General features: G+C 54.9%; 19 protein-coding genes. 12 read left to right on the top strand and 7 right to left on the bottom strand.

Translation table 11 applies throughout. The annotated features are described in order from the left end of the window. Position 1: 1 nt before the first annotated feature. From secA to ribA, 5 genes are all read left to right on the top strand, one after another. Positions 2-2,734: a preprotein translocase subunit SecA gene (gene secA, locus K5L82_RS09795; RefSeq protein ID WP_223133970.1), complete on the top strand. Its 2,733-nt coding sequence runs from the start codon at positions 2-4 to the stop codon at positions 2,732-2,734. A gap of 102 nt (positions 2,735-2,836) precedes the next feature. Further along, entirely contained in the window at positions 2,837-4,054 is a 1,218-nt protein-coding gene (argJ, locus tag K5L82_RS09790; RefSeq protein ID WP_223133969.1) for a bifunctional glutamate N-acetyltransferase/amino-acid acetyltransferase ArgJ, read from the top strand. Further along, on the top strand, positions 4,035-5,039 hold the full coding sequence (locus K5L82_RS09785; RefSeq protein WP_223133968.1) for a Nudix family hydrolase: 1,005 nt from the start codon (positions 4,035-4,037) through the stop codon (positions 5,037-5,039). The genes argJ and K5L82_RS09785 overlap by 20 nt, the downstream gene beginning before the upstream one ends. 17 nt (positions 5,040-5,056) lie before the next feature. Beyond that, a complete protein-coding gene (moaC, locus tag K5L82_RS09780; RefSeq protein WP_133006398.1) occupies positions 5,057-5,545 on the top strand; it encodes a cyclic pyranopterin monophosphate synthase MoaC in 489 nt (162 codons plus the stop codon). Between the two features lie 52 nt (positions 5,546-5,597). After that, positions 5,598-6,209 carry a GTP cyclohydrolase II gene (ribA, locus tag K5L82_RS09775; protein WP_133006397.1) on the top strand — a complete coding sequence of 204 codons (612 nt, stop codon included), beginning with the start codon at positions 5,598-5,600 and terminating at the stop codon, positions 6,207-6,209. A 43-nt stretch (positions 6,210-6,252) separates the two neighbouring features. On the opposite strand, the gene dxs is transcribed toward ribA, so the two are convergent. The 4 genes from dxs to K5L82_RS09755 all read right to left on the bottom strand — a co-directional run bounded on the left by dxs (position 6,253) and on the right by K5L82_RS09755 (position 10,290). Then, positions 6,253-8,184 (bottom strand): 1-deoxy-D-xylulose-5-phosphate synthase, encoded by a 1,932-nt coding sequence (gene dxs / locus K5L82_RS09770; RefSeq protein WP_223133967.1) that lies wholly within the window; start codon positions 8,182-8,184, stop codon positions 6,253-6,255. A gap of 124 nt (positions 8,185-8,308) precedes the next feature. Continuing rightward, complete coding sequence (ispA, locus tag K5L82_RS09765; protein WP_223133966.1) at positions 8,309-9,205, bottom strand: (2E,6E)-farnesyl diphosphate synthase; 897 nt, start codon at positions 9,203-9,205, stop codon at positions 8,309-8,311. Continuing rightward, positions 9,205-9,459 (bottom strand): exodeoxyribonuclease VII small subunit, encoded by a 255-nt coding sequence (locus tag K5L82_RS09760; RefSeq protein ID WP_223133965.1) that lies wholly within the window; start codon positions 9,457-9,459, stop codon positions 9,205-9,207. The genes ispA and K5L82_RS09760 overlap by 1 nt, the downstream gene beginning before the upstream one ends. 57 nt (positions 9,460-9,516) lie before the next feature. Next, a complete protein-coding gene (locus K5L82_RS09755; RefSeq protein ID WP_223133964.1) occupies positions 9,517-10,290 on the bottom strand; it encodes an NRDE family protein in 774 nt (257 codons plus the stop codon). 92 nt (positions 10,291-10,382) lie between these two features. On the opposite strand from K5L82_RS09755, the gene K5L82_RS09750 reads away from it, so the two are divergent. From K5L82_RS09750 to K5L82_RS09735, 4 genes are read left to right on the top strand one after another with little or no spacing between them, the layout of a single operon-like run. Beyond that, positions 10,383-11,180 (top strand): sulfite exporter TauE/SafE family protein, encoded by a 798-nt coding sequence (locus K5L82_RS09750; protein WP_133006392.1) that lies wholly within the window; start codon positions 10,383-10,385, stop codon positions 11,178-11,180. 10 nt (positions 11,181-11,190) lie between these two features. Beyond that, on the top strand, positions 11,191-11,979 hold the full coding sequence (gene lgt, locus K5L82_RS09745) for a prolipoprotein diacylglyceryl transferase (protein ID WP_133006391.1): 789 nt from the start codon (positions 11,191-11,193) through the stop codon (positions 11,977-11,979). After that, positions 11,976-12,815: a thymidylate synthase gene (locus tag K5L82_RS09740; protein ID WP_133006390.1), complete on the top strand. Its 840-nt coding sequence runs from the start codon at positions 11,976-11,978 to the stop codon at positions 12,813-12,815. The genes lgt and K5L82_RS09740 overlap by 4 nt, the downstream gene beginning before the upstream one ends. A gap of 38 nt (positions 12,816-12,853) precedes the next feature. Then, positions 12,854-13,369: a dihydrofolate reductase gene (locus tag K5L82_RS09735; RefSeq protein ID WP_133006389.1), complete on the top strand. Its 516-nt coding sequence runs from the start codon at positions 12,854-12,856 to the stop codon at positions 13,367-13,369. An 18-nt stretch (positions 13,370-13,387) separates the two neighbouring features. Here K5L82_RS09735 and K5L82_RS09730 read toward each other — a convergent pair whose 3' ends face one another. Then, positions 13,388-14,914 carry a DEAD/DEAH box helicase gene (locus tag K5L82_RS09730; RefSeq protein WP_133006388.1) on the bottom strand — a complete coding sequence of 509 codons (1,527 nt, stop codon included), beginning with the start codon at positions 14,912-14,914 and terminating at the stop codon, positions 13,388-13,390. A 195-nt stretch (positions 14,915-15,109) separates the two neighbouring features. Here K5L82_RS09730 and K5L82_RS09725 point away from each other — a divergent pair, with 195 nt between their 5' ends. Then, positions 15,110-15,898 (top strand): acyl-CoA thioesterase, encoded by a 789-nt coding sequence (locus K5L82_RS09725; protein WP_223133963.1) that lies wholly within the window; start codon positions 15,110-15,112, stop codon positions 15,896-15,898. 16 nt (positions 15,899-15,914) lie between these two features. Here the strand turns inward: K5L82_RS09725 and K5L82_RS09720 are convergent, their stop codons facing one another. After that, complete coding sequence (locus K5L82_RS09720) at positions 15,915-16,814, bottom strand: haloalkane dehalogenase (RefSeq protein WP_223133962.1); 900 nt, start codon at positions 16,812-16,814, stop codon at positions 15,915-15,917. Positions 16,815-16,976: 162 nt separating this feature from the next. Then, positions 16,977-17,336, bottom strand: coding sequence for a hypothetical protein (locus K5L82_RS09715; RefSeq protein ID WP_223133961.1), 360 nt, complete (start codon positions 17,334-17,336; stop codon positions 16,977-16,979). A 119-nt stretch (positions 17,337-17,455) separates the two neighbouring features. Between K5L82_RS09715 and K5L82_RS09710 the strand changes: the two genes are divergently transcribed. Both K5L82_RS09710 and K5L82_RS09705 read left to right on the top strand, forming a co-directional pair. Then, positions 17,456-18,547, top strand: a complete 1,092-nt coding sequence (locus K5L82_RS09710) for an AI-2E family transporter (protein WP_223133960.1) — start codon at positions 17,456-17,458, stop codon at positions 18,545-18,547. A gap of 99 nt (positions 18,548-18,646) precedes the next feature. After that, the gene (locus tag K5L82_RS09705; protein WP_262492562.1) at positions 18,647-19,054 is read left to right on the top strand and encodes a peptidoglycan-binding domain-containing protein; all 408 of its coding nucleotides are present in this window, start codon (positions 18,647-18,649) and stop codon (positions 19,052-19,054) included. Positions 19,055-19,108: the final 54 nt, after the last annotated feature.

Below are 19,108 nucleotides of genomic sequence, written 5' to 3'. Positions count from 1 at the left end.
TATGTTCACAAAGCTCGCAACCAAGATGTTTGGCAGTAAGAACGCTCGAGAAATCAAGCGGATGCGCAAGGTTGTCTTGCGTGTCAACGAACTTGAAGAGCAGTTTAGCTCACTGTCGGATACCGAATTGCAGGGCAAGACGGCCGTGTTCCGCCGCCGCCTGGAAGAGGGCGAAACATTAGATGCCGTCCTTCCCGAAGCTTTTGCCACCGTTCGTGAGGCCAGCCGCCGTGTGATGGGAATGCGCCATTACGATGTCCAGCTGGTGGGTAGTATGACTCTGCACGAAGGGCGCATCGCCGAGATGAAAACCGGTGAAGGTAAAACGCTGGTTGCGACCGCCGCGGTGTATCTGAACGCTCTACCGGGTAAAGGCGTACACGTTATTACCGTGAACGACTATCTGGCCCGTCGAGATGCCGAGTGGATGGGCAAGCTTTACCGCTTCCTCGGTATGGATGTGGGCGTTGTTGTAGCTGGTCAGGCGCCGGAAGAAAAGAAGGCTGCGTACCAAGCTGATATAACCTATGGCACGAACAACGAATTTGGTTTTGATTACCTGCGCGACAACATGGCCTTCAGTATTGACGACAAGGTCCAGCGCGGGTTGAATTTTGCCATTGTTGACGAAGTCGATTCCATCTTGATCGATGAGGCGCGCACGCCGCTCATTATTTCGGGCGCGGCGGAAGACTCCTCAAAGATGTACCAGGCCATCAATACACTGATTCCAAGTCTGGAAAAGGGTGAGGTCAGTGAAGAAGGTGAATCCTCCGGCGACTTCACTATCGATGAAAAGTCTCGTCAGGTGGAACTGACCGAAACCGGTCATGAAAAAGTCGAAGAGCTTCTGCTGGGCCGTGGTTTGTTGCAGGAAGGTGAGAGCCTCTACTCCGCAGCTAACCTGGGTTTGTTGCACCATGTGCATTCCGGCCTTCGGGCTCACCACTTGTTCCAGAAAGATGTGGATTACATCGTTCAGGGTGGTCAGGTGGTTATTGTTGATGAACACACCGGTCGTACTATGCCGGGCCGTCGCTGGAGCGAAGGGTTGCACCAGGCGATCGAAGCGAAAGAGGGGCTCAAAATTCAGGCTGAAAGCCAGACACTGGCTTCAACCACCTTCCAGAATTACTTCCGTCTGTACGAAAAATTGGCTGGCATGACCGGTACGGCAGACACCGAAGCGTTCGAATTCCGTCAAATCTACGCGCTTGACGTGGTGGTGATTCCGCCGAACAAACCGATCCAGCGTATTGATTACAACGATCTGGTGTATCTGACGCAGGAAGAAAAATTCCACGCGATCATTGACGAGATCAAGGACGTAACGGCCGAAGGCCGGCCGATTCTGGTGGGTACTGCCTCTATTGAAGCGTCTGAATTGTTGTCGATGTTGCTGAAAAAAGCGCGTATCGATCACAAAATTCTGAACGCCAAACAGCATGAATCCGAAGCACAGATTATTGCCCAAGCAGGCCGCCCAGGTGCCGTTACCATCGCTACCAACATGGCGGGTCGTGGTACGGACATCGTGCTGGGGGGTAACTGGGAGTTTGAAGCCGCTGGCATGTCTGAGGCCTCGGAAGAAGAAATTGGTCGATTGAAGGCTGAGTGGACCGAGCGCCACAATCAGGTGCTGGAATCCGGTGGCTTGCACATCATCGGTACCGAGCGCCATGAATCTCGCCGGATCGATAACCAGCTGCGTGGTCGAGCGGGTCGGCAGGGTGACCCGGGTTCTTCCCGTTTCTTCCTGTCGCTGGAAGACAACCTGATGCGGATCTTCGCGCCAGAGCGTGTGAAGAACCTGATGCAGGCGATGGGCATGAAGAAAGGCGAGGCCATCGAACATCGCATGGTCTCCAACGCGATCGAAAAGTCCCAGCGCAAAGTGGAAGGTCGCAACTTCGACATGCGTAAGACACTGTTGGAGTACGACGACGTTGCCAACGATCAGCGTACCGTGATCTACGAGCAGCGTAACGAAGTCATGGCCTCCGAAGACGTATCTGAAATGGTGGATACAATTCGGGAAGACGTGGTTGATGCGCTGATTAGCGAATTCATTCCTCCTCAGAGCATGCCCGAGCAGTGGGATGTGGCTGGTCTGGAAGGGCAGCTGCAATCAGAGATGGCGATTGAGCTGCCGATTCAACAGTGGCTGGAAGAAGACAGCAAGTTGTTCGAAGACAATCTGCGCCAGAAAATACTGGATGCGATTGTCGCCGAGTACAAGGCGAAGGAAGAGATCGCTGGCGTCGAATCCATGCGCAAGTTCGAGAAGCAGGTCTTCTTGCAAGTGCTGGATACGCTCTGGAAAGAGCATCTTTCAAATATGGACCACTTGCGTCGCGGTATTCATTTGCGCGGCTATGCCCAGAAAAATCCCAAGCAGGAATATAAGCGCGAAGCGTTTAATCTGTTCGAAAACATGTTGGACGGCATGAAGCGGGATGTTGCTCGAGTTCTGAGCCATGTTCGCGTGCAGAGTCGTGAAGAGATGGAAGAGGTAGAGCGTCGCCGTAAGGAAGAGCTTGAGCGGGAAATGGCCCGAGCCAACCTGCGACACGATGAAACCAGTGCGGCTGCTCCGGCACAGGGCGAAGGCGAAGAAGGGCAGCAAACAACGCCGGATACCTTTGTCCGCCAAGAGCGCAAGGTAGGCCGAAACGAACCTTGCCCTTGCGGGTCTGGTAAGAAGTTTAAGCAATGCTGCGGTAAGGTGAGTTAAACCGACACCGAGACGCACGAGCCAGAACCCGCAAACTGCCTGATCAAGAGCAGCTTGCGGGTTTTGTCGTTTTCAGATTGGCATTCATTCAAGGAGATAAGCATGGCGGTTGGTCCCGGAACTTTGCCGGAGTTTCATCCGGTAGCAGGGGTAAAGATTGGTGTTGCCAGTGCGGGTATCAAAACGCCTGGCCGTGAGGATGTTGTTGTCTTTGAGCTGGCATCGGATGCCCGAGTAGCGGGTATATTTACCCAAAACCAGTTCTGTGCCGCCCCTGTTGTGCTGAGCCGCCGCCATCTAGCTGAAACAGCACCCCGCTACTTGCTGATTAATACCGGAAATGCCAACGCCGGTACCGGGAGTGCCGGGCTGGCGAATGCAGAGCGCTGCTGTGCGGCGTTGGCAGAAAGAGCGGGTGTGGACACAGCCTGCGTATTGCCGTTCTCTACTGGCGTGATTGGCGAGCCGTTGCCAGTTGATAAGATCGTTGGGGCATTGCCAGACGCGTTAGCCAATGCCGGCGAAGATCGTTGGGCAGAAGCAGCCAGGGGCATTATGACGACCGACACCCGACCGAAGGGAGCGTCTTGTCAGATTGATCTGAATGGCCATAAGGTAACGATCTCGGGTATCAGCAAAGGCGCGGGCATGATTTGCCCGAATATGGCAACCATGCTTGGATTCATTGCCACGGACGCCAAGATTGCGCCGGACGCTTTGCAGGCTTTGGCCTCCGAACTGGGTGAGAAATCTTTTAACCGGATTACCATCGACAGCGATACCTCGACTAATGATGCTTGTATGCTCATTGCCAGCGGCACCTACGGTGGCCCGGAAATTACCGAAGACAGCCCGTTGTTCAGTGAACTCAAAGAAGCACTGCGGAAAATCTATCTGAATCTTGCTCACGCCATTGTGCGCGATGGCGAAGGGGCTACCAAGTTTGTCACCATCGATGTGGCCGGTGCGGCGAATCAGCAAGAGGCGCTGGATGTGGCGTACACGGTGGCGCATTCGCCGCTGGTGAAGACCGCGCTTTACGCGTCAGATCCGAACTGGGGCCGGATTTTGGCCGCGGTCGGTCGCGCCGGCGTTCCGGACCTTGATTTGGAGGCACTGGAAATTCACCTCGGCGATGTGTGTTTGGTTCGTGATGGCGGTCGTGCCGACGATTATTCCGAGGAGCGTGGCCAAGCGGTGATGGATCAAGAAGAAATTACCATCGCCATTGACCTCAAACGCGGTGAAATTCGGGAAACGGTATGGACCTGCGATTTATCTCATGACTATGTGACCATCAATGCCGAATACCGAAGCTAACCGAACGACCCTGCCTAAGCTGGTACATGTCGCCGTAGCGGTGATTATCCGAAATGGTCGCGTGCTGATTGCGCGCCGCCCGGATCATGTCCATCAGGGCGGCCTGCTGGAATTCCCTGGTGGCAAAGTGGAGCCGGGGGAAGGTGTTCAGCAAGCCCTGGTGCGCGAGATTGCGGAAGAAACCGGTTTGACGGTGCCATCTGAGAGTCTTGAGCCGGTTATTGGTATTCGCCACGACTATGGTGACAAACAGGTCTTTCTGGATGTGTGGAAAACCTTCGCCGCCAAAGGCGAACCCGAGGGGCGGGAAGGCCAGCCGATCGAATGGCTGTCGCCTCATTCGTTACAGGATGAAGACTTCCCGGCTGCGAACCGGCCAATTATTCGAGCCTTGAACTTACCCGGGAATCTACCAATAACCGGTGCTATGGCATCGTGGGAAAATGGTCTGGTTCGTTTTGTTACTGCATTGCCTGCGTTGAAACCCGGATTGGTGGTGCTGCGGGCGCCAGAGTTGGCAGCTCATGATTATCGGCAGCTAGCGAGAGCCGTGTTGGCCGAGAGCGAAGGTTCTGAAATAGGTGTGATGCTGCATGGCAGTCCGGACTTGCTTGCCGAGTTTCCGGAAGCAGCGGGCGTACACTTGCCTTGGCGTGAGGCTGAGAGGTTGTCAGAGCGTCCTGTGCCTGCGAATCGCTTGTTGGGTGTGTCATGCCATAGTGCTGAGCAATTGCGCCACGCTGAGCGTTTAGGTGCGGACTACGCCGTATTTGGCCCGGTCTTGCCAACGGCCAGTCATCCCGGTGAGTCGGGCTTGGGGTGGCATGAATTTGAGCGCCAAGTATCGGCGGCCGTAATCCCGGTTTATGGATTGGGTGGTTTAGCACTGGAGCATCAGGCACAGACGCGGGCATGTGGCGGCCAAGGCATTGCCGGCATCAGCTTCTGGTGGCCGCGCCATGAAAACCGAAAGGTTGGAACTTAATGCAAAGGGAGCCAAGCGTGAGCAAACTGACCCATCTTGATGAAAAAGGCGAAGCGCGGATGGTCGATGTGACGGAGAAAGCCGTTACCGAACGTGAAGCGCGGGCTGAAGCAACGGTGCGTATGTTGCCGGAAACACTCAGGATGATTATCGATGGCGAGCATCCGAAGGGCGATGTCTTGGCCACAGCCCGGATTGCGGGCATCATGGCCGCCAAGAAAACCCACGATTTGATTCCGCTGTGCCATGCGTTGAACCTGACATCCACCAAAGTGCTGTTGTCGCCAGGTGCTGACGGTGCGTCGGTTCATATTGAAACCCGCTGCAAGCTGTCTGGCCAGACCGGTGTTGAGATGGAAGCGCTGACGGCCGCCTCGGTGGCTGCGCTGACGCTCTACGATATGTGTAAGGCTGTGGATAAAGGGATGGTGGTCGATAACGTTCGGCTGCTGGAAAAAAAAGGCGGTCGTTCCGGTCATTGGTTGGCTGAGACTACGCCCCGCTAGCGGCCACGTGATAGAATGCCCGCCCCATTTGTCAGAACCACGAGGAATTACAGTGGCTGTTCGTTACATTGAGACCTGCCGTTTGCCTACCCCCTTTGGTGTCTTCGATATGCACGGCTTTGAAGAGATTGAAACCGGGAAGGAGCACGTGGCCCTGACGTTGGGTGATATCAGCACCGATGAGCCTGTGTTGGCGAGAACGCATTCCGAGTGTCTGACCGGTGATGCGCTTTATAGCATGCGCTGCGATTGCGGCTACCAGCTTGAAGAAGCCTTGCGCAGTATTGCCCGGGAAGGGCGTGGCTTGTTGATGTATTTGCGTCAGGAAGGTCGTGGCATCGGTCTGCTGAATAAAATCAGGGCTTATCGCCTGCAGGACCAAGGTGCTGACACAGTTGAAGCCAATGAGCAGCTGGGTTTTGGCGCCGATTTACGGGATTACAGCATGTGTCAGGACATGTTGAAGCACTTGGGCATTGGTCACTTGAAGCTGATGACCAATAATCCGAGAAAGGTGAAGGCACTTGAATCGTATGGTGTGAACATTGTTGAGCGGGTGCCTCTCCATGTAGGCCGAAACCCCCACAACGAGCATTATCTCAATACCAAGCAAAGTAAGCTGGGACATTGGCTCGAAACCCATCAGGACGACGACCCGGCCTGATCCCTCTTTAAAAAAAGCGCTGGCGTTCACCAGCGCTTTTTTCTTATTTGGCTGCGCTAACTGGCCGGCTATGCAGGCGCTCCAGCCGCCCGGCGATCGCATTTTTGATCCCTTCAGCATTCAGCCCGCACTCGGTCAACAGCTCCGACGGCTTACCGTGATCGATAAAACGGTCGGGAAGGCCTAATTGCATCACCGGCAGGGTCACTTCCTTGGCGCACAGGAACTCGGTGACGGCGCTGCCTGCACCGCCCGCTATCGCATTCTCTTCCAAGGTGATAAGCAAATCGTGCTGTTCCGCAAGCTCCAGCACCAAAGTCTCATCCAGTGGCTTGACGAAGCGCATGTCGGCCACCGTGGCGTTTAGCTCTTCAGCCGCTTTCAACGCGGGCTCGAGCAGCGGGCCAAAGTTCAGTATGGCAACACGAGCGCCTTCACGAATACGACGGCCTTTACCGATTGGCATTGGTGAAAGCTCTTGCGCGATCTCGGCACCCGGGCCGGTACCTCGAGGGTAACGCACGGCTGCAGGGCCTTCGTGTATCAAGCCGGTGTGCAACAGTTGGCGGGTTTCGTTTTCATCAGATGGGGTCATGATGACCATGCCGGGAATGCAACGCAGATAACTGATATCGAACGCGCCGGCATGAGTCGGGCCATCTTCACCTACCAGCCCTGCACGGTCGATCGCAAACAGGACATCGAGGTCCTGAATGGCAACGTCATGAATCAGCTGGTCGTAGCCTCTCTGGAGAAAGGTCGAATAAATTGCGACGACTGGTTTGGCGCCATCACAGGCAAGCCCCGCAGCGAGCGTCACCGCATGCTGTTCGGCAATGGCGACATCAAAATATCGATCGGGGAAACGCTCGGAGAAGCCCAGCAAATCCGAGCCTTCGCACATGGCTGGGGTAATGCCGACGATGCGATCGTCCTGTTCAGCCGCATCGCACAGCCATTGGCCAAATACGTTGGCGTATTTTGGGCTGGCAGGTTTTGGCGCTACGGGTTCCGGCTTGTCGGCCGGGACCGGCTCAATCTTGTTGATGGCGTGGTAGCCAATCGGGTCTGCTTCGGCAGGGGCAAAACCTTTCCCTTTGGTGGTCACGATGTGCAAAAACTGCGGGCCGTCGAGGTCTCGGATGTTTTCCAGCGTTTCTACCAGCAATGGCAGGTCGTGACCATCAATGGGGCCGATGTAGTTGAAGCCCAGTTCTTCGAACAACGTGCCGGGGGCGATCATGCCCTTGAAGTGCTCTTCCGTCTTTTTTGCCAGTGCCATCAGGTTGGGGGCGCCAGCAAGCACTTTCTTGCTACCGTCGCGGACCTGGTTGTAGGTTCGGCTTGCCAGCAATTTGGCGAAATAATTGGAAAGACCGCCCACATTCCGTGAAATCGACATGTCGTTGTCGTTCAGTATCACCAGCATATCGGCGTGCAAATGGCCGGCGTGGTTCAGGGCTTCAAAAGCCATGCCTGCGGTCATCGCACCGTCACCAATCACGGCGATGCTTTTACGCCCGGTTTTCTGCATGCGCGCAGCAATGGCCATGCCCAAGGCGGCACTGATCGAGGTACTTGAGTGCCCCACGCCAAAGGTGTCGTATTCGCTCTCGGCGCGCTTTGGGAAGCCGGCAAGCCCGCCTTTGCGGCGAATGGTGCCCATCTGCTCTCGACGACCAGTCAGAATTTTATGGGGGTAAGCTTGATGGCCCACATCCCAGACCAGCCGGTCTTCTGGCGTGTTAAATACGTAATGCAGAGCAACACTTAGTTCCAGAACACCCAAGCCAGCACCAAAGTGTCCGCCGGTTTGGCCTACCGTCCAAAGCAGGAACGACCGCAGTTCCCGGGCCAGTTGAGGCAGGTTCTCCGGTGCCAGTTCACGTAATTGAGCTGGAGCGTCAATACGGTCCAGCAGCGGTGTGTTCGGCCGCTGTGAGGGGATTTCCCTGAAGATATAAGTGTCCTGCATCAGCTCCGGTCTTTCTCGAAAATATGAATTCTCTGGCGGGCATTATAGGGAACAGTGGTGGCTGTTTCATGCTTCTCGGGCCAGATGTTACAAAACGATGTGTTGCCGTGTGTTCATGCGGTTGTTAGTGGTTTCTTGTGACCACGTAGTCAGCCATCGCTCGCAGCGGTTCAGCCTCTGGGCCAAAGCCTTCCAATGCCCGCAGGGCTTGCTCCAGCAGCGTCGCAAGATGAGCCCGTGCACCTTCGAGCCCAAGCAGAGTCGGGTAGGTTGGCTTCGCTTTGGCAGCATCCGAGCCCTGTCGTTTGCCAATGATGGCCGTATCACCCTCGACATCCAACAGATCATCCTGAACCTGAAAGGCCAGTCCCAGCGCCCGGGCGTAACTTGCCAGAGCAGAGCGTTGCTCCGAAGTGACGCTGGCGGCGGTTACCGCGCCAAGATCCACGCTGGCTTCAATCAATGCTCCCGTCTTGTGACGGTGCATGTTTTCGAGCTGATCGAGGCCTAATTCAATGCCCACGGATTCCAGATCAATGGCTTGTCCGCCAACCATGCCTGCGTGCCCGCTGGCCTGAGCCAGTTTGGCGATCATGATGACCCGCTGGCTATCGGTTAAGTCGGGCGCGCTGGCCAGCAAGCTGAACGCCAGTGTTTGCAGGGCGTCGCCGGCGAGAATGGCGCTGGCTTCGTCGAATGCAATGTGGGCGGTCGGTCGGCCTCGGCGCAGGTCATCGTCATCCATAGCGGGCAGATCGTCATGAACCAGCGAATAGGCATGGATTAATTCCAATGCACAGGCGGGGACCAGGGCGATCTCTTCATCGCAGCCAACGGCCCGAGCGGCAGCCAGACAAAGCGCTGGGCGAATGCGCTTGCCACCACCCAGTACACTGTAGCGCATAGTGTCTTGCAGTCGCTCAGACGCGGAGTCCTGGCGAATGCTGCGATCAAGTTCGGCATCGATGCGTTGGCGGCATTGTTCAATATAGTGAGTCGCCAGAGCGGTGTGATCAGTCATCAGTGAGTATCATCCGCAGCGAAAGGACGTGTTTCCAGGGAGCCATCACTGTTCTGAGTCAGCTGCTCAACCCGCTGTTCGGCCGATTTCAGAGCGCTTTGGCACTCGCGGGTCAATTTAATGCCTCGCTCGAACGCCGCCAAAGATTGCTCCAAAGGCAGTTCGCCCTGCTCCAGATCCCGTACCAGCTTTTCGAGCTCGTCCAGGGATTTTTCAAAGTCGGCTATCGATGTCTTGTCTTTGTCACCGGCCATGGGCGTCCTCCGCTCCAATGTGTCAGGAAATGCGCGGATTATAACAGAGTCCCCGAGCTATCGCTGCCAGCGGAACTCTCGCTTTTCGAGCTTCTGTGCGAACGGTCCCCAAGTTTGCTCTGTTACCTGTATTTCGCCTAGCGCTGACAGCGTCACAATGGTGGTGGCACGGGTGCCGTAGTGCTCGCCACTGATAAACGGAGATGAGAGAAAACGTTCAGTGTCCATCCCAACGCCGGTGTCTGGCAGTTGGTTATCGGGGGCTGGTGTGGTGTCTTGCAGTACAGAAATCAGCTGGCTGTGCATCGCGTTTGTATCGGCGTGGGCTGAGTCTATTGATTGGCCGACGGCCGCACGTAGTCGCAAAAGCTTGGGCCAGGGAGTTTGTAGCAAATGGTTGCTGAGACCGTAGATACCCCTGAATACTTGCCTTCCTGGGTTGGCATCCCGGTTGCTGTAATACCAGCCACTGCTGGGGGATAGCGATACCAGATTGAATCCTGAATAGCGTTCGGGCTCCGAGCTTAACGAATGCTTTAATTCCGTGTAGGGCTGGCTGAGGGCATTCAGGGGCAGTTCGCCCCGACTGCTACGTCCCGGTTCAGGGCTTCCCTCGCGGACATTGGTGACCGCGGTTACGCGGCCGTCAGGTGAAACTGCCAGCCAGGTGCCGCCGGATTCCAAATCGCGGCCTGCAAGGATTTCTAAACCGTTGTCTGTCGTCCACCAGTCCATTGCTGTAGTGGGGCGCCGGTAAAATTCATCACGATTGGCGGCCACCACAAGCGGGTACTGACGGCTTTGGCCAAGGGCGAAAACAATGGTGCACATAACAGGTAATCATCCTTACTCATCGGGGCTGCAGCGATTGACAACAATGCGTATCATACCAGCCTGAATGCTTCCCCGGACCCTAAACGATTATGACCCTGATTGGCGTACTTGTTCTGTACCTGTTGCTAGGTGCACTTGCTGGCACTATGGCTGGCCTGTTCGGTATTGGCGGCGGTCTGGTGATCGTGCCTGTGCTGATTTTCAGTTTCAACTTTATGGAGTTCAGCCCGGAGATTGCCGCGCATTTGGCCATCGGGACCTCGCTGGCGACCATTTTGTTTACCTCGATTAGTTCCATTCGCACCCATCATCAGCATGGCGCCGTGCGTTGGGATCTTTTTCGCCCTATGACGGTCGGAATCATTGCGGGCGCACTATTGGGCGCTTGGACGGCTGCTATGTTAAGTGGGCCGTTCCTTGAAACGATTATTGGTGTGTTCGCTATTCTGGTGGCACTGAAGATGATTCTGGAAGTGAATCCAAAGCCGGGTAGAGATGTGCCCGGCACTGCTGGATTGGGCGTGGCTGGTGGTTTCATCGGCTGGGCTTCTGCGATTTTCGGGATTGGTGGAGGCACGATTTGCGTGCCTTATCTGACGTGGTCCAACGTCCGCATGCAGCAGGCCGTTGCCACGTCGGCCGCTTGCGGTTTTCCGATAGCTCTGGCGGGAGCGGTCGGGAACATCTGGACCGGATGGCAGCATCCCGAATTGCCAGGCATGAGCCTAGGATTTATTTACTTGCCCGCACTCATTGGCATTGTCGCCACCAGCGTAATATTTGCCCGTTTAGGGGCCAAATTGGCACACCGCCTTGATGGCCGCCTTCTGAAACGTATTTTTGCCATTGTGCTGATTATTGTCGGCCTACGATTCCTGCTGAGCTGAGAGTCTTTCCATGTTGCAATACCCACAGATTGATCCGGTCGCGATCGCGATCGGCCCCCTTAAAATTCATTGGTATGGTCTGACCTATTTGGTCGGCTTTGCGGCCGCATGGTGGCTGGGGAACATCCGTAGCCGTAAACCATGGTCACCGTTGAAGGAAGAGCAAGTTGGCGATTTGATTTTCTATATGGCGCTGGGTGTCATCCTCGGTGGCCGTTTTGGGTACGTCGTGTTTTATAACTTCGATGCCTTTATTGCAGACCCCCTTTGGTTGTTGCGGGTCTGGGAAGGCGGGATGGCGTTCCACGGTGGCTTGCTGGGTGTCATGGTTGCCATGGTGTGGTACGGCCGCAAAACCGGTGCCGGGTTCTGGAAAATTGCCGATTTTGTGGCTCCGCTAGTGCCGGTAGGGTTAGGCGCAGGCCGTGTCGGTAACTTCATTAACGGCGAGCTTTGGGGCAAACCGACGGATTTGCCATGGGGCATGGTGTTCCCACAGGCACAAGAGGCATTGGCACGTCACCCGTCACAGTTGTATCAGGTTGCGTTGGAAGGCGTGGCGCTATTTGCCATTCTGTGGTGGTTCTCGGCGAAAGAACGGCCGAAAATGGCGGTCTCGGGCCTCTTTTTGTTGTGTTACGGCGTGTTCCGTTTTCTGGTCGAGTTTGTCCGCTTGCCAGACGCGCACCTAGGGTACTTGGCCTTTGATTGGGTCACCATGGGACAGGTGTTGTCGTTGCCCATGATCATTGCTGGCGCTGCCTTAATTGCCATAGCTTACCGGAGAGAAACATCATGAAAGCTTACCTCGACCTGATGCAAGATGTGGTTGATAACGGATTTGATAAGGGTGACCGTACTGGCGTGGGAACCCGTTCGGTGTTTGGCCGGCAGATCCGTTTCAATTTGCAGGAAGGCTTTCCGTTGGTGACCACCAAGAAAGTGCATCTGCGCAGTATCATCTGTGAGTTGCTGTGGTTTCTGCAAGGATCCACTGACAACAACTGGCTCAAAGAACGCAAGGTGTCCATCTGGAACGAGTGGGCATTGGAGAATGGCGATCTGGGGCCTATTTACGGTAAGCAGTGGCGTAGCTGGCAGTGCCACGATGGGGGTGTGATTGATCAGATTAGCGAAGTGATCGACCAGATTCGCAATAAGCCAAACTCCCGTCGTTTGATCGTTTCAGCCTGGAACCCGGCTGAGTTGCCGGATGAATCCATTGGCCCGCAGGATAACGTGCGGGAAGGGCGTATGGCGTTGGCTCCGTGCCACTGTTTGTTCCAGTTTTATGTGGTTGACGGCAAGCTGTCTTGTCAGTTGTATCAGCGCAGTGCAGATTTGTTCCTGGGTGTGCCGTTCAATATTGCGTCTTATGCGTTGCTGACGCATATGATTGCTCAGCAGTGTGATCTGGATGTGGGTGAGTTTGTGCATACATTTGGCGATTGCCATTTGTACCAGAATCACCTGACTGACGAGATTGTGTTTGAGCAGTTGAAGCGGGAGCCTCGAGCTTTGCCGAAGCTGGTTATGAAACGTAAGCCTGCTTCGATTTTTGACTATGAGTTGGAAGATTTCGAGTTTGAGGGGTATGACCCGTATCCGGGGATAAAGGCGCCTATCGCTATTTGACCTTTGCTTACTCCAAATTCAAATGGGAATCAGACGAAATGAGAAAAGCACTCATCGTAGCCATGGCCCGAAATCGGGTTATTGGCCGGAACAATGCGCTGCCTTGGTATTTGCCGGGAGATTTGCGGTACTTCAAAGAAGCCACTATGGGTAAGCCCATTCTTATGGGGCGGAAGACTTGGGACTCTATTGGTCGGCCCTTGCCGGGGCGGATGAACCTGGTTATTTCCCGAAACCCAGAGTGGAAAGCTCCAGCGGGTACAGTATCGGCCACATCATTGGACGCAGCATTGGTGAAAGCCGAGGCTCAGGCTGAGCTGGATGGTGGTGAAGAGGTGATGATAATTGGCGGTGGGCAGATTTACGCAGAAGCTCTGCCGATGGTCGATCGGATTTATATTACGCAGGTACACGCCGAAGTTGACGGGGATGCCTACTTTCCGGAAGTGAACTGGGATGAGTGGGAAGAGATCGGACGCGAAGATTTCTCCGCGTCTGACAATAATCCTTACGACTACAGTTTTGTAGTCTATCAGCGTAACCGGTCGAGCTGACCGGTTACGCTAGCTGGCTTATGAGCGCGGAGCGCGCTTAGGGCCAGGTTTTCCACCGGGCTTACCGCCACCAGGACGACCTCGACCGCCGTCTTTGCGGGGGCCACCGCCGGGCTTACCGTCTTTACGGAAGTTTTTGCCAGGACCGCCTTTGCGGAAGTTGCCTTTACCGGAAGGGCCGCCTCTGCGTCGTGGCGGAGCTGACGAAACTTCAGGCAGAGCTTCAGGCTGCTCAAGTGGCAGTGAATCTGGCTGAGACGCTTCCATCCAGCATGCCAAGGCACCGGCTACTGCCGTGATGTCCATATCGTTACGTTCGGCGATGTCGTCCAGCAAAGCAATCGCTTTGGCAGCGCGAGGATCGTCGGTGAAGCCCAGTAGTTGTGCTTCAAACTGCTCAACTCGCATTTGCTGCAGCGCAGCCGGCGAAGGCAGTTGGTACGGTTCCATGGGCGAGTTGGTGGCGCGTTCTAAAGTGCGCAACCAGCTACGCTCGCGGGGAGTTACCAGCAAGATGGCTTTACCGGTACGGCCTGCACGACCCGTACGACCTACGCGGTGAATGTAAGCTTCGGTGTCGTAGGGGACGTCGTAGTTGATAACGTGGGTGATTCTGGGAACGTCCAGGCCACGGGCAGCTACGTCGGTAGCAATGATGATGTCTTTCTTGCCGCGCTTCAGATCTTCAACGGTTTGCTCACGCTGACGCTGGTTCAAATCGCCGCTCAAAGGCGCAACGGCGTGGCCGCGGGCTGACAGTTTTTCTGCGAGCAGTGTGGTTTCCGCTTTGGTGCGAACAAAGATGATTGACGCGTCAAACGGCTCTACTTCCAGGATTCGGGTTAGGGCGTCGAGCTTGCGCTCAGCGTAAACCGGCAATACAAACTGAGAAATACGCTCAACGGTGCGAGTTTCGCTTTCAATGCGGACCTCGGTAGCGTTCTTCAGATATGTCTGGGCAACTTTTTTGATCTGCGGCGGCATAGTGGCCGAGAACAGGGCACGCTGGCAGTTCGGCGGTGTTTTGGACAAGATTGCCTCAACATCGTCGATAAAGCCCATTCGCAGCATTTCATCGGCTTCGTCGAGAACCAGAGCTCGGAGGTTTTCTAATCTCAGAGTACCTTTGCGCAGGTGGTCCAGCATACGGCCGGGAGTACCCACGATAACCTGGGCGCCACGCTTCAGGCCGCGAATCTGGGGGGCGAAGTCTTGGCCGCCGTATATTGGCAGAACGTGGAACTGTTTGAACTTACTCGCGTAGGTAGTAAAAGCTTCAGCTACCTGGATGGCCAGTTCCCGGGTGGGGGCCAATACAAGAATCTGAGGCTGTGCAATGTTCGGGTCAATGCGGCTCAGCAAGGGCAGTGCAAACGCCGCAGTTTTTCCGGTGCCGGTCTGGGCGACACCCAATAAATGGTTGCCGGCCAGCAGGGCAGGAATGGATTGCGCCTGGATGGGCGATGGTGTTTCGTAGCCAACGGCGGATACGGCTTCCAGGACGGCTGGGTCCAGCCCCAGTTCGGCAAAAGACAATTCTGACATGAATGTACTCGGTATTCGGAGGATATGACATTGCAAACGCAATGCATGATTTTCGAGGATTATAGTCGTTTTGTGGCGCTATTGACATATTTTATGCTGTAGGTCAGGTAGGTAGTTGCCGGGGCGGCTGTCTTGCCAGCTGTCAGGAACTGGGGCAATCTCTAATGTTTGCAGGCTAACGGTCGGAGAATAGGCATGAGATTTGATGAGCTTTTAGAGGGTGTACGCCAGGGCCTGGATGTAGTGATACCGGCGAGTTGGGGGCAAGGGCGAGCAAGTTTTGGCGGCGTGGTTGCAGCGCTGACCTATGAAGTGGTGGTCTCCAAGGTGGCTCCCGGTCGGCCCCTTCGTGCCATGCAGATTTCTTTCGTTGGGCCGGTGGAGGCGGATGTTCCTGCGGTTTTTGAGGTGGAGGTTCTTCGTGAAGGAAAAGCCGCCTCACAGGTAACTGGGCGTATTGTACAGAATGGCGAGCCTCGCCTGGTTTGCTTGGCGAGCTTTGGTGGTGATCGTGATTCTGCTGTTCAGGTGACTCCTTTAGAGGGGCCCGTTGCCAAACCGGTTGACGAGTGTCCCGAGCTTCCTTACATCAAGGGCGTAACTCCGGAATTTACCCAGCATATTGAAATGCGCTGGGCGTTTGGACATATGCCGTTTTCCGGTAAAGGTGGACGCGAGATGGGCGGTTGGATGCAGTTCCGAGAAACGCCGGATGCTATGACGGATGCCCATATTATTGCTTTGGCGGACGCATGGCCGCCGGCTATTTTACCGCACTTGAAGGGGCCGGCTCCGGCGAGCTCACTGAGCTGGAATCTGGAAATTATTCATCCAAGGCCTGTGATCGCCCCCGGCGACTGGTTACTGTACCGGGCCACGGTTGATCAAGCGGGTTCAGGTTATGGGCATACCCATGCGGGTATTTGGACAGCTAAAGGTGAGCTAATAGCTTTGAGCCGGCAAGCGGTGACTGTCTTTGGTTGAGCGGAGATGGCTGCGTTCAGGCGGCCATCTCTTGTTTCAACGCATCGATAATGACTCTGGCAAACGAGTTTGGTGAGTCTTCCTGCAGGAAGTGCCCCCCCGGAAGAGTCATGTGCGGCTGCCCATACGCGCCCGGTATACGACGCTGCATTTGGCGATCAACGCCGCGGGTGAGGGGGTCGCCGCTGCTGAAGCACGTAATGAAGGGTTTGCGCCACTTCTCGAGTTTGCGCCAGGCTTCGCGATTTGCAGCACTGGACGTATCAGCATGAGAGGTGGGGATCAGCGCAGGGAAAGCTCGGGCGCCGCCTTTGAATTCGTCCCGTGGAAATGGCGCTTCGTACGCAGCTAGTTCCCGTTTCGTCAGTGTTCTTTCGGTGCCGAGTTGTACCATTTTACTGACAGGAAACCAGGGGCTGTGGTTGGCAAAGGCTTTCCAGACTTTAAACGTTGTTGAAACCCGTGTGTCGCCGGTTGGCAGCATGCCGTTTCCAACGATAATGCGGTTGAATCGGTCAGGGTTGTCTGCCGCCAACCGTAAGCCGAGTAAGGATCCCCAGTTTTGACAAACCAGCGTGGCTCCCCGGATGTCCAGTGTCTCCAGCCAGCGGGACAGCCAGCGTAGATGGTTGTCGTAGGAATAGTCACTGAGTGCGGCGGGTTTGTCGGATTTTCCAAAACCAATCAGATCGGGTGCCAAAACCCGGTGACCAGCTGCGGCAACAACCGGGATCATATGCCGGTAAAGGTACGACCAAGTGGGCTCGCCGTGCAGCATGATCACGGGAGCTCCATTTGCGGGTCCGTCGTCCACGAAGTGCATTCGCAGGCCGGATTCGACCTCTTGATAATTTGGAGGAAAAGGGTAATCCGGTAGGCCTTCGAAGCGTGCTTCGTCGGTTCTCAGGATACGCATGCCATCGACTATCCTAACTGATTGGGTGCGCGACTGTCGGTCGACAATCTTAGGGGTTCAGAATAAAACAGTTGAAACGTTTGTTTGTTTGAGTTGCGTAACAGAGCGTTGTCGGTTTGAATCCGAGCTTGTCTTGTTGCGCCGTTTTAGTGCGGAGGGTTGTCAGTTCGGGCCATCTTTTGGATCGATCACGGGGCGGCGATTGGATCGTTTGTCGTCCCAATCTAGTTCTTTGGGGTTATACCAACCAATTGCATCCAAGACTTTTTCACGGGTGCGGGCCGAAAGAGTTGGCCAGAGCTCTTGAAAGTCGTTCAAGCCCATCTCGCGATAGCGCTGTTGTTTGCTGGTCAAACGGCTGATGATTTTTGGAAGTTGCAGAGCCTCTCCCAACTGTCCAGGCACTAAAACGTCCTGCCCCATCACCTTTCGGCGATGCATGCGGGCAGCGAGGACTCGCCGCAATTCAGTGGCCGCGTCAAGAGCCGTCTCAAGGCTGAAGTTTTCAGTGGGCAATGGCATAACGAGTTCAATGGTTGGTTAATAACCATCAACTATAACGCGAAGTTGGCTACAGTGGCCACGCTGTCGTGGTAGTCTTAGCTTCCGTTTGTTCCCCTGTTTTGTAGGTCTGATCCGATATGTACGCCAAACTTGAAACACGAACTTTTCTGGCGATGCTGGTGGGCGTTTCTTTAGCGTTCGTTCTGCTGATGAAGCCGTTCTTGGGCCCGATTTTTTGGGCGGTGGCAATTGCGCTTATATTTCACCCTGTTCAACAACTTCTTCATAAACGGCTAGGTGACAGGCCCAATACCAATGCGTTGATCACGCTCTTTGTGTGTTTGGTGATCGTCATTCTTCCGGTCCTCGTTCTCGGCACTGCGATGATTGGTGAAGGGGTGGGTATATACCAAAAAATTCAGGATGGCGAGATTCGCCCAGGCGAATACATCGATCAGGTCAATACATCATTTCCCGCTATTCAATCACTTCTGGCGCAATTTGATATCAACGTTGCGGAGCTTAGAGACCGAGTGGTGAGTGCTTTTTTAGGGGGGAGTCAGTTTTTGGCCAAACAAGCATTAGGGTTGGGTCAGAATACGTTCCAATTCTTCCTTGGACTGGCGTTGATGATTTACTTGGCGTTCTTTCTGCTTCGGGACGGCAGTAAACTTGTTGAATTGATGATCAAGGCGTTGCCGCTCGGAGATGAGCGGGAACGGTTGTTGTTTGCGAAATTTGCCGAGGTGACTCGAGCAACCGTCAAAGGCAATCTTTTGATCGCCATCATTCAGGGAGCGTTGGGCGGCATTATTTTCGCTGTGCTCGGCATCACCGGTGCCGTGTTGTGGGGGGTGGTTATGGCGGTTGTGTCGTTGTTGCCCGCCGTTGGCGCCGCGATTGTATGGGTGCCGGCGGCTATCTACCTGGCTGCGGTTGGTGATGTTGTATCGGCGGCTGTGCTTACGGCATTTGGTGTGGTGGTGATTGGTCTGGCGGATAATCTGTTGCGGCCTATTTTGGTGGGTCGCGACACCAAGTTGCCGGATTATCTGGTGCTGCTGTCAACGCTCGGTGGGATAGCGATGTTTGGTATCAACGGGTTTGTCATGGGGCCTTTGGTCGCGGCTTTGTTTATGGCTTTCTGGGGCATCTTTATTCGGGAATTCAGTGAAGGGGCAGAACAAGAAGCGCAACAACGGAACAGCGAGCACGGTTCTGAGCTCTGAAATATGTTACGGTTTTTTTAAGTCATAACTAGACTGTGCGCTACAACATAATAACTAGACAGGTACCGCAAGGTATCAGGAGTAAGGCAGGTGAGAACCATGAGAACAGTTGTACGTCATTTCGGTAAATCGACGCTGTTGGTTGGAGCAATCACAATGGCGGGGCTGGTCCCGGCAGCTCAGGCCAACGACACGGTTGCCCTCAAACATGCGCTATATGGGGCTGGCTATGACATTAGTAATGTCAGCCCCACCATGGATGACAGTACACGTGCCGAGCTGGTTCGCTTTCAGGAAGATCAAGGGTTGAAAGCCAACGGCATGGTTACCGAAGAAACGAAAAAGGTGTTGGGCATGGTTCCTGTCCAGCAGGTCGCTTCATCAAGTGTCACCAGCGCCGCCGCTCCGGTACCGGCTAAAACCGCCGAGGCAGCAAAAACTGTTGCCGAACCAGCTACCAAGAAAGCTGATGAAGCGGAAGAGGACGATACCTGGTCGCTCTGGTGAGCGGTCAGCCCGAATATAAAAAAGCCCGGCTCTGACTGATCCGGGCTTTTTTAT

Origin of the sequence: Marinobacter sp. AL4B, assembly GCF_019916045.1 — a bacterium.
Lineage (GTDB): Bacteria > Pseudomonadota > Gammaproteobacteria > Pseudomonadales > Oleiphilaceae > Marinobacter.
This window is presented reverse-complemented; position numbering and strand designations above follow the sequence as displayed.

What these genes read in the sequence shown, in the direction of transcription:
- secA (WP_223133970.1), top strand. Translation starts at nt 2, where the DNA reads ATGTTCACAAAGCTCGCAACCAAGATGTTTGGCAGTAAGAACGCTCGA.
- argJ (WP_223133969.1), top strand. Translation starts at nt 2,837, where the DNA reads ATGGCGGTTGGTCCCGGAACTTTGCCGGAGTTTCATCCGGTAGCAGGG.
- K5L82_RS09785 (WP_223133968.1), top strand. Translation starts at nt 4,035, where the DNA reads ATGCCGAATACCGAAGCTAACCGAACGACCCTGCCTAAGCTGGTACAT.
- dxs (WP_223133967.1), bottom strand. Translation starts at nt 8,184, where the DNA reads ATGCAGGACACTTATATCTTCAGGGAAATCCCCTCACAGCGGCCGAAC.
- ispA (WP_223133966.1), bottom strand. Translation starts at nt 9,205, where the DNA reads ATGACTGATCACACCGCTCTGGCGACTCACTATATTGAACAATGCCGC.
- K5L82_RS09760 (WP_223133965.1), bottom strand. Translation starts at nt 9,459, where the DNA reads ATGGCCGGTGACAAAGACAAGACATCGATAGCCGACTTTGAAAAATCC.
- K5L82_RS09755 (WP_223133964.1), bottom strand. Translation starts at nt 10,290, where the DNA reads ATGTGCACCATTGTTTTCGCCCTTGGCCAAAGCCGTCAGTACCCGCTT.
- K5L82_RS09750 (WP_133006392.1), top strand. Translation starts at nt 10,383, where the DNA reads ATGACCCTGATTGGCGTACTTGTTCTGTACCTGTTGCTAGGTGCACTT.
- lgt (WP_133006391.1), top strand. Translation starts at nt 11,191, where the DNA reads ATGTTGCAATACCCACAGATTGATCCGGTCGCGATCGCGATCGGCCCC.
- K5L82_RS09740 (WP_133006390.1), top strand. Translation starts at nt 11,976, where the DNA reads ATGAAAGCTTACCTCGACCTGATGCAAGATGTGGTTGATAACGGATTT.
- K5L82_RS09735 (WP_133006389.1), top strand. Translation starts at nt 12,854, where the DNA reads ATGAGAAAAGCACTCATCGTAGCCATGGCCCGAAATCGGGTTATTGGC.
- K5L82_RS09730 (WP_133006388.1), bottom strand. Translation starts at nt 14,914, where the DNA reads ATGTCAGAATTGTCTTTTGCCGAACTGGGGCTGGACCCAGCCGTCCTG.
- K5L82_RS09725 (WP_223133963.1), top strand. Translation starts at nt 15,110, where the DNA reads ATGAGATTTGATGAGCTTTTAGAGGGTGTACGCCAGGGCCTGGATGTA.
- K5L82_RS09720 (WP_223133962.1), bottom strand. Translation starts at nt 16,814, where the DNA reads ATGCGTATCCTGAGAACCGACGAAGCACGCTTCGAAGGCCTACCGGAT.
- K5L82_RS09715 (WP_223133961.1), bottom strand. Translation starts at nt 17,336, where the DNA reads ATGCCATTGCCCACTGAAAACTTCAGCCTTGAGACGGCTCTTGACGCG.
- K5L82_RS09710 (WP_223133960.1), top strand. Translation starts at nt 17,456, where the DNA reads ATGTACGCCAAACTTGAAACACGAACTTTTCTGGCGATGCTGGTGGGC.
- K5L82_RS09705 (WP_262492562.1), top strand. Translation starts at nt 18,647, where the DNA reads ATGAGAACAGTTGTACGTCATTTCGGTAAATCGACGCTGTTGGTTGGA.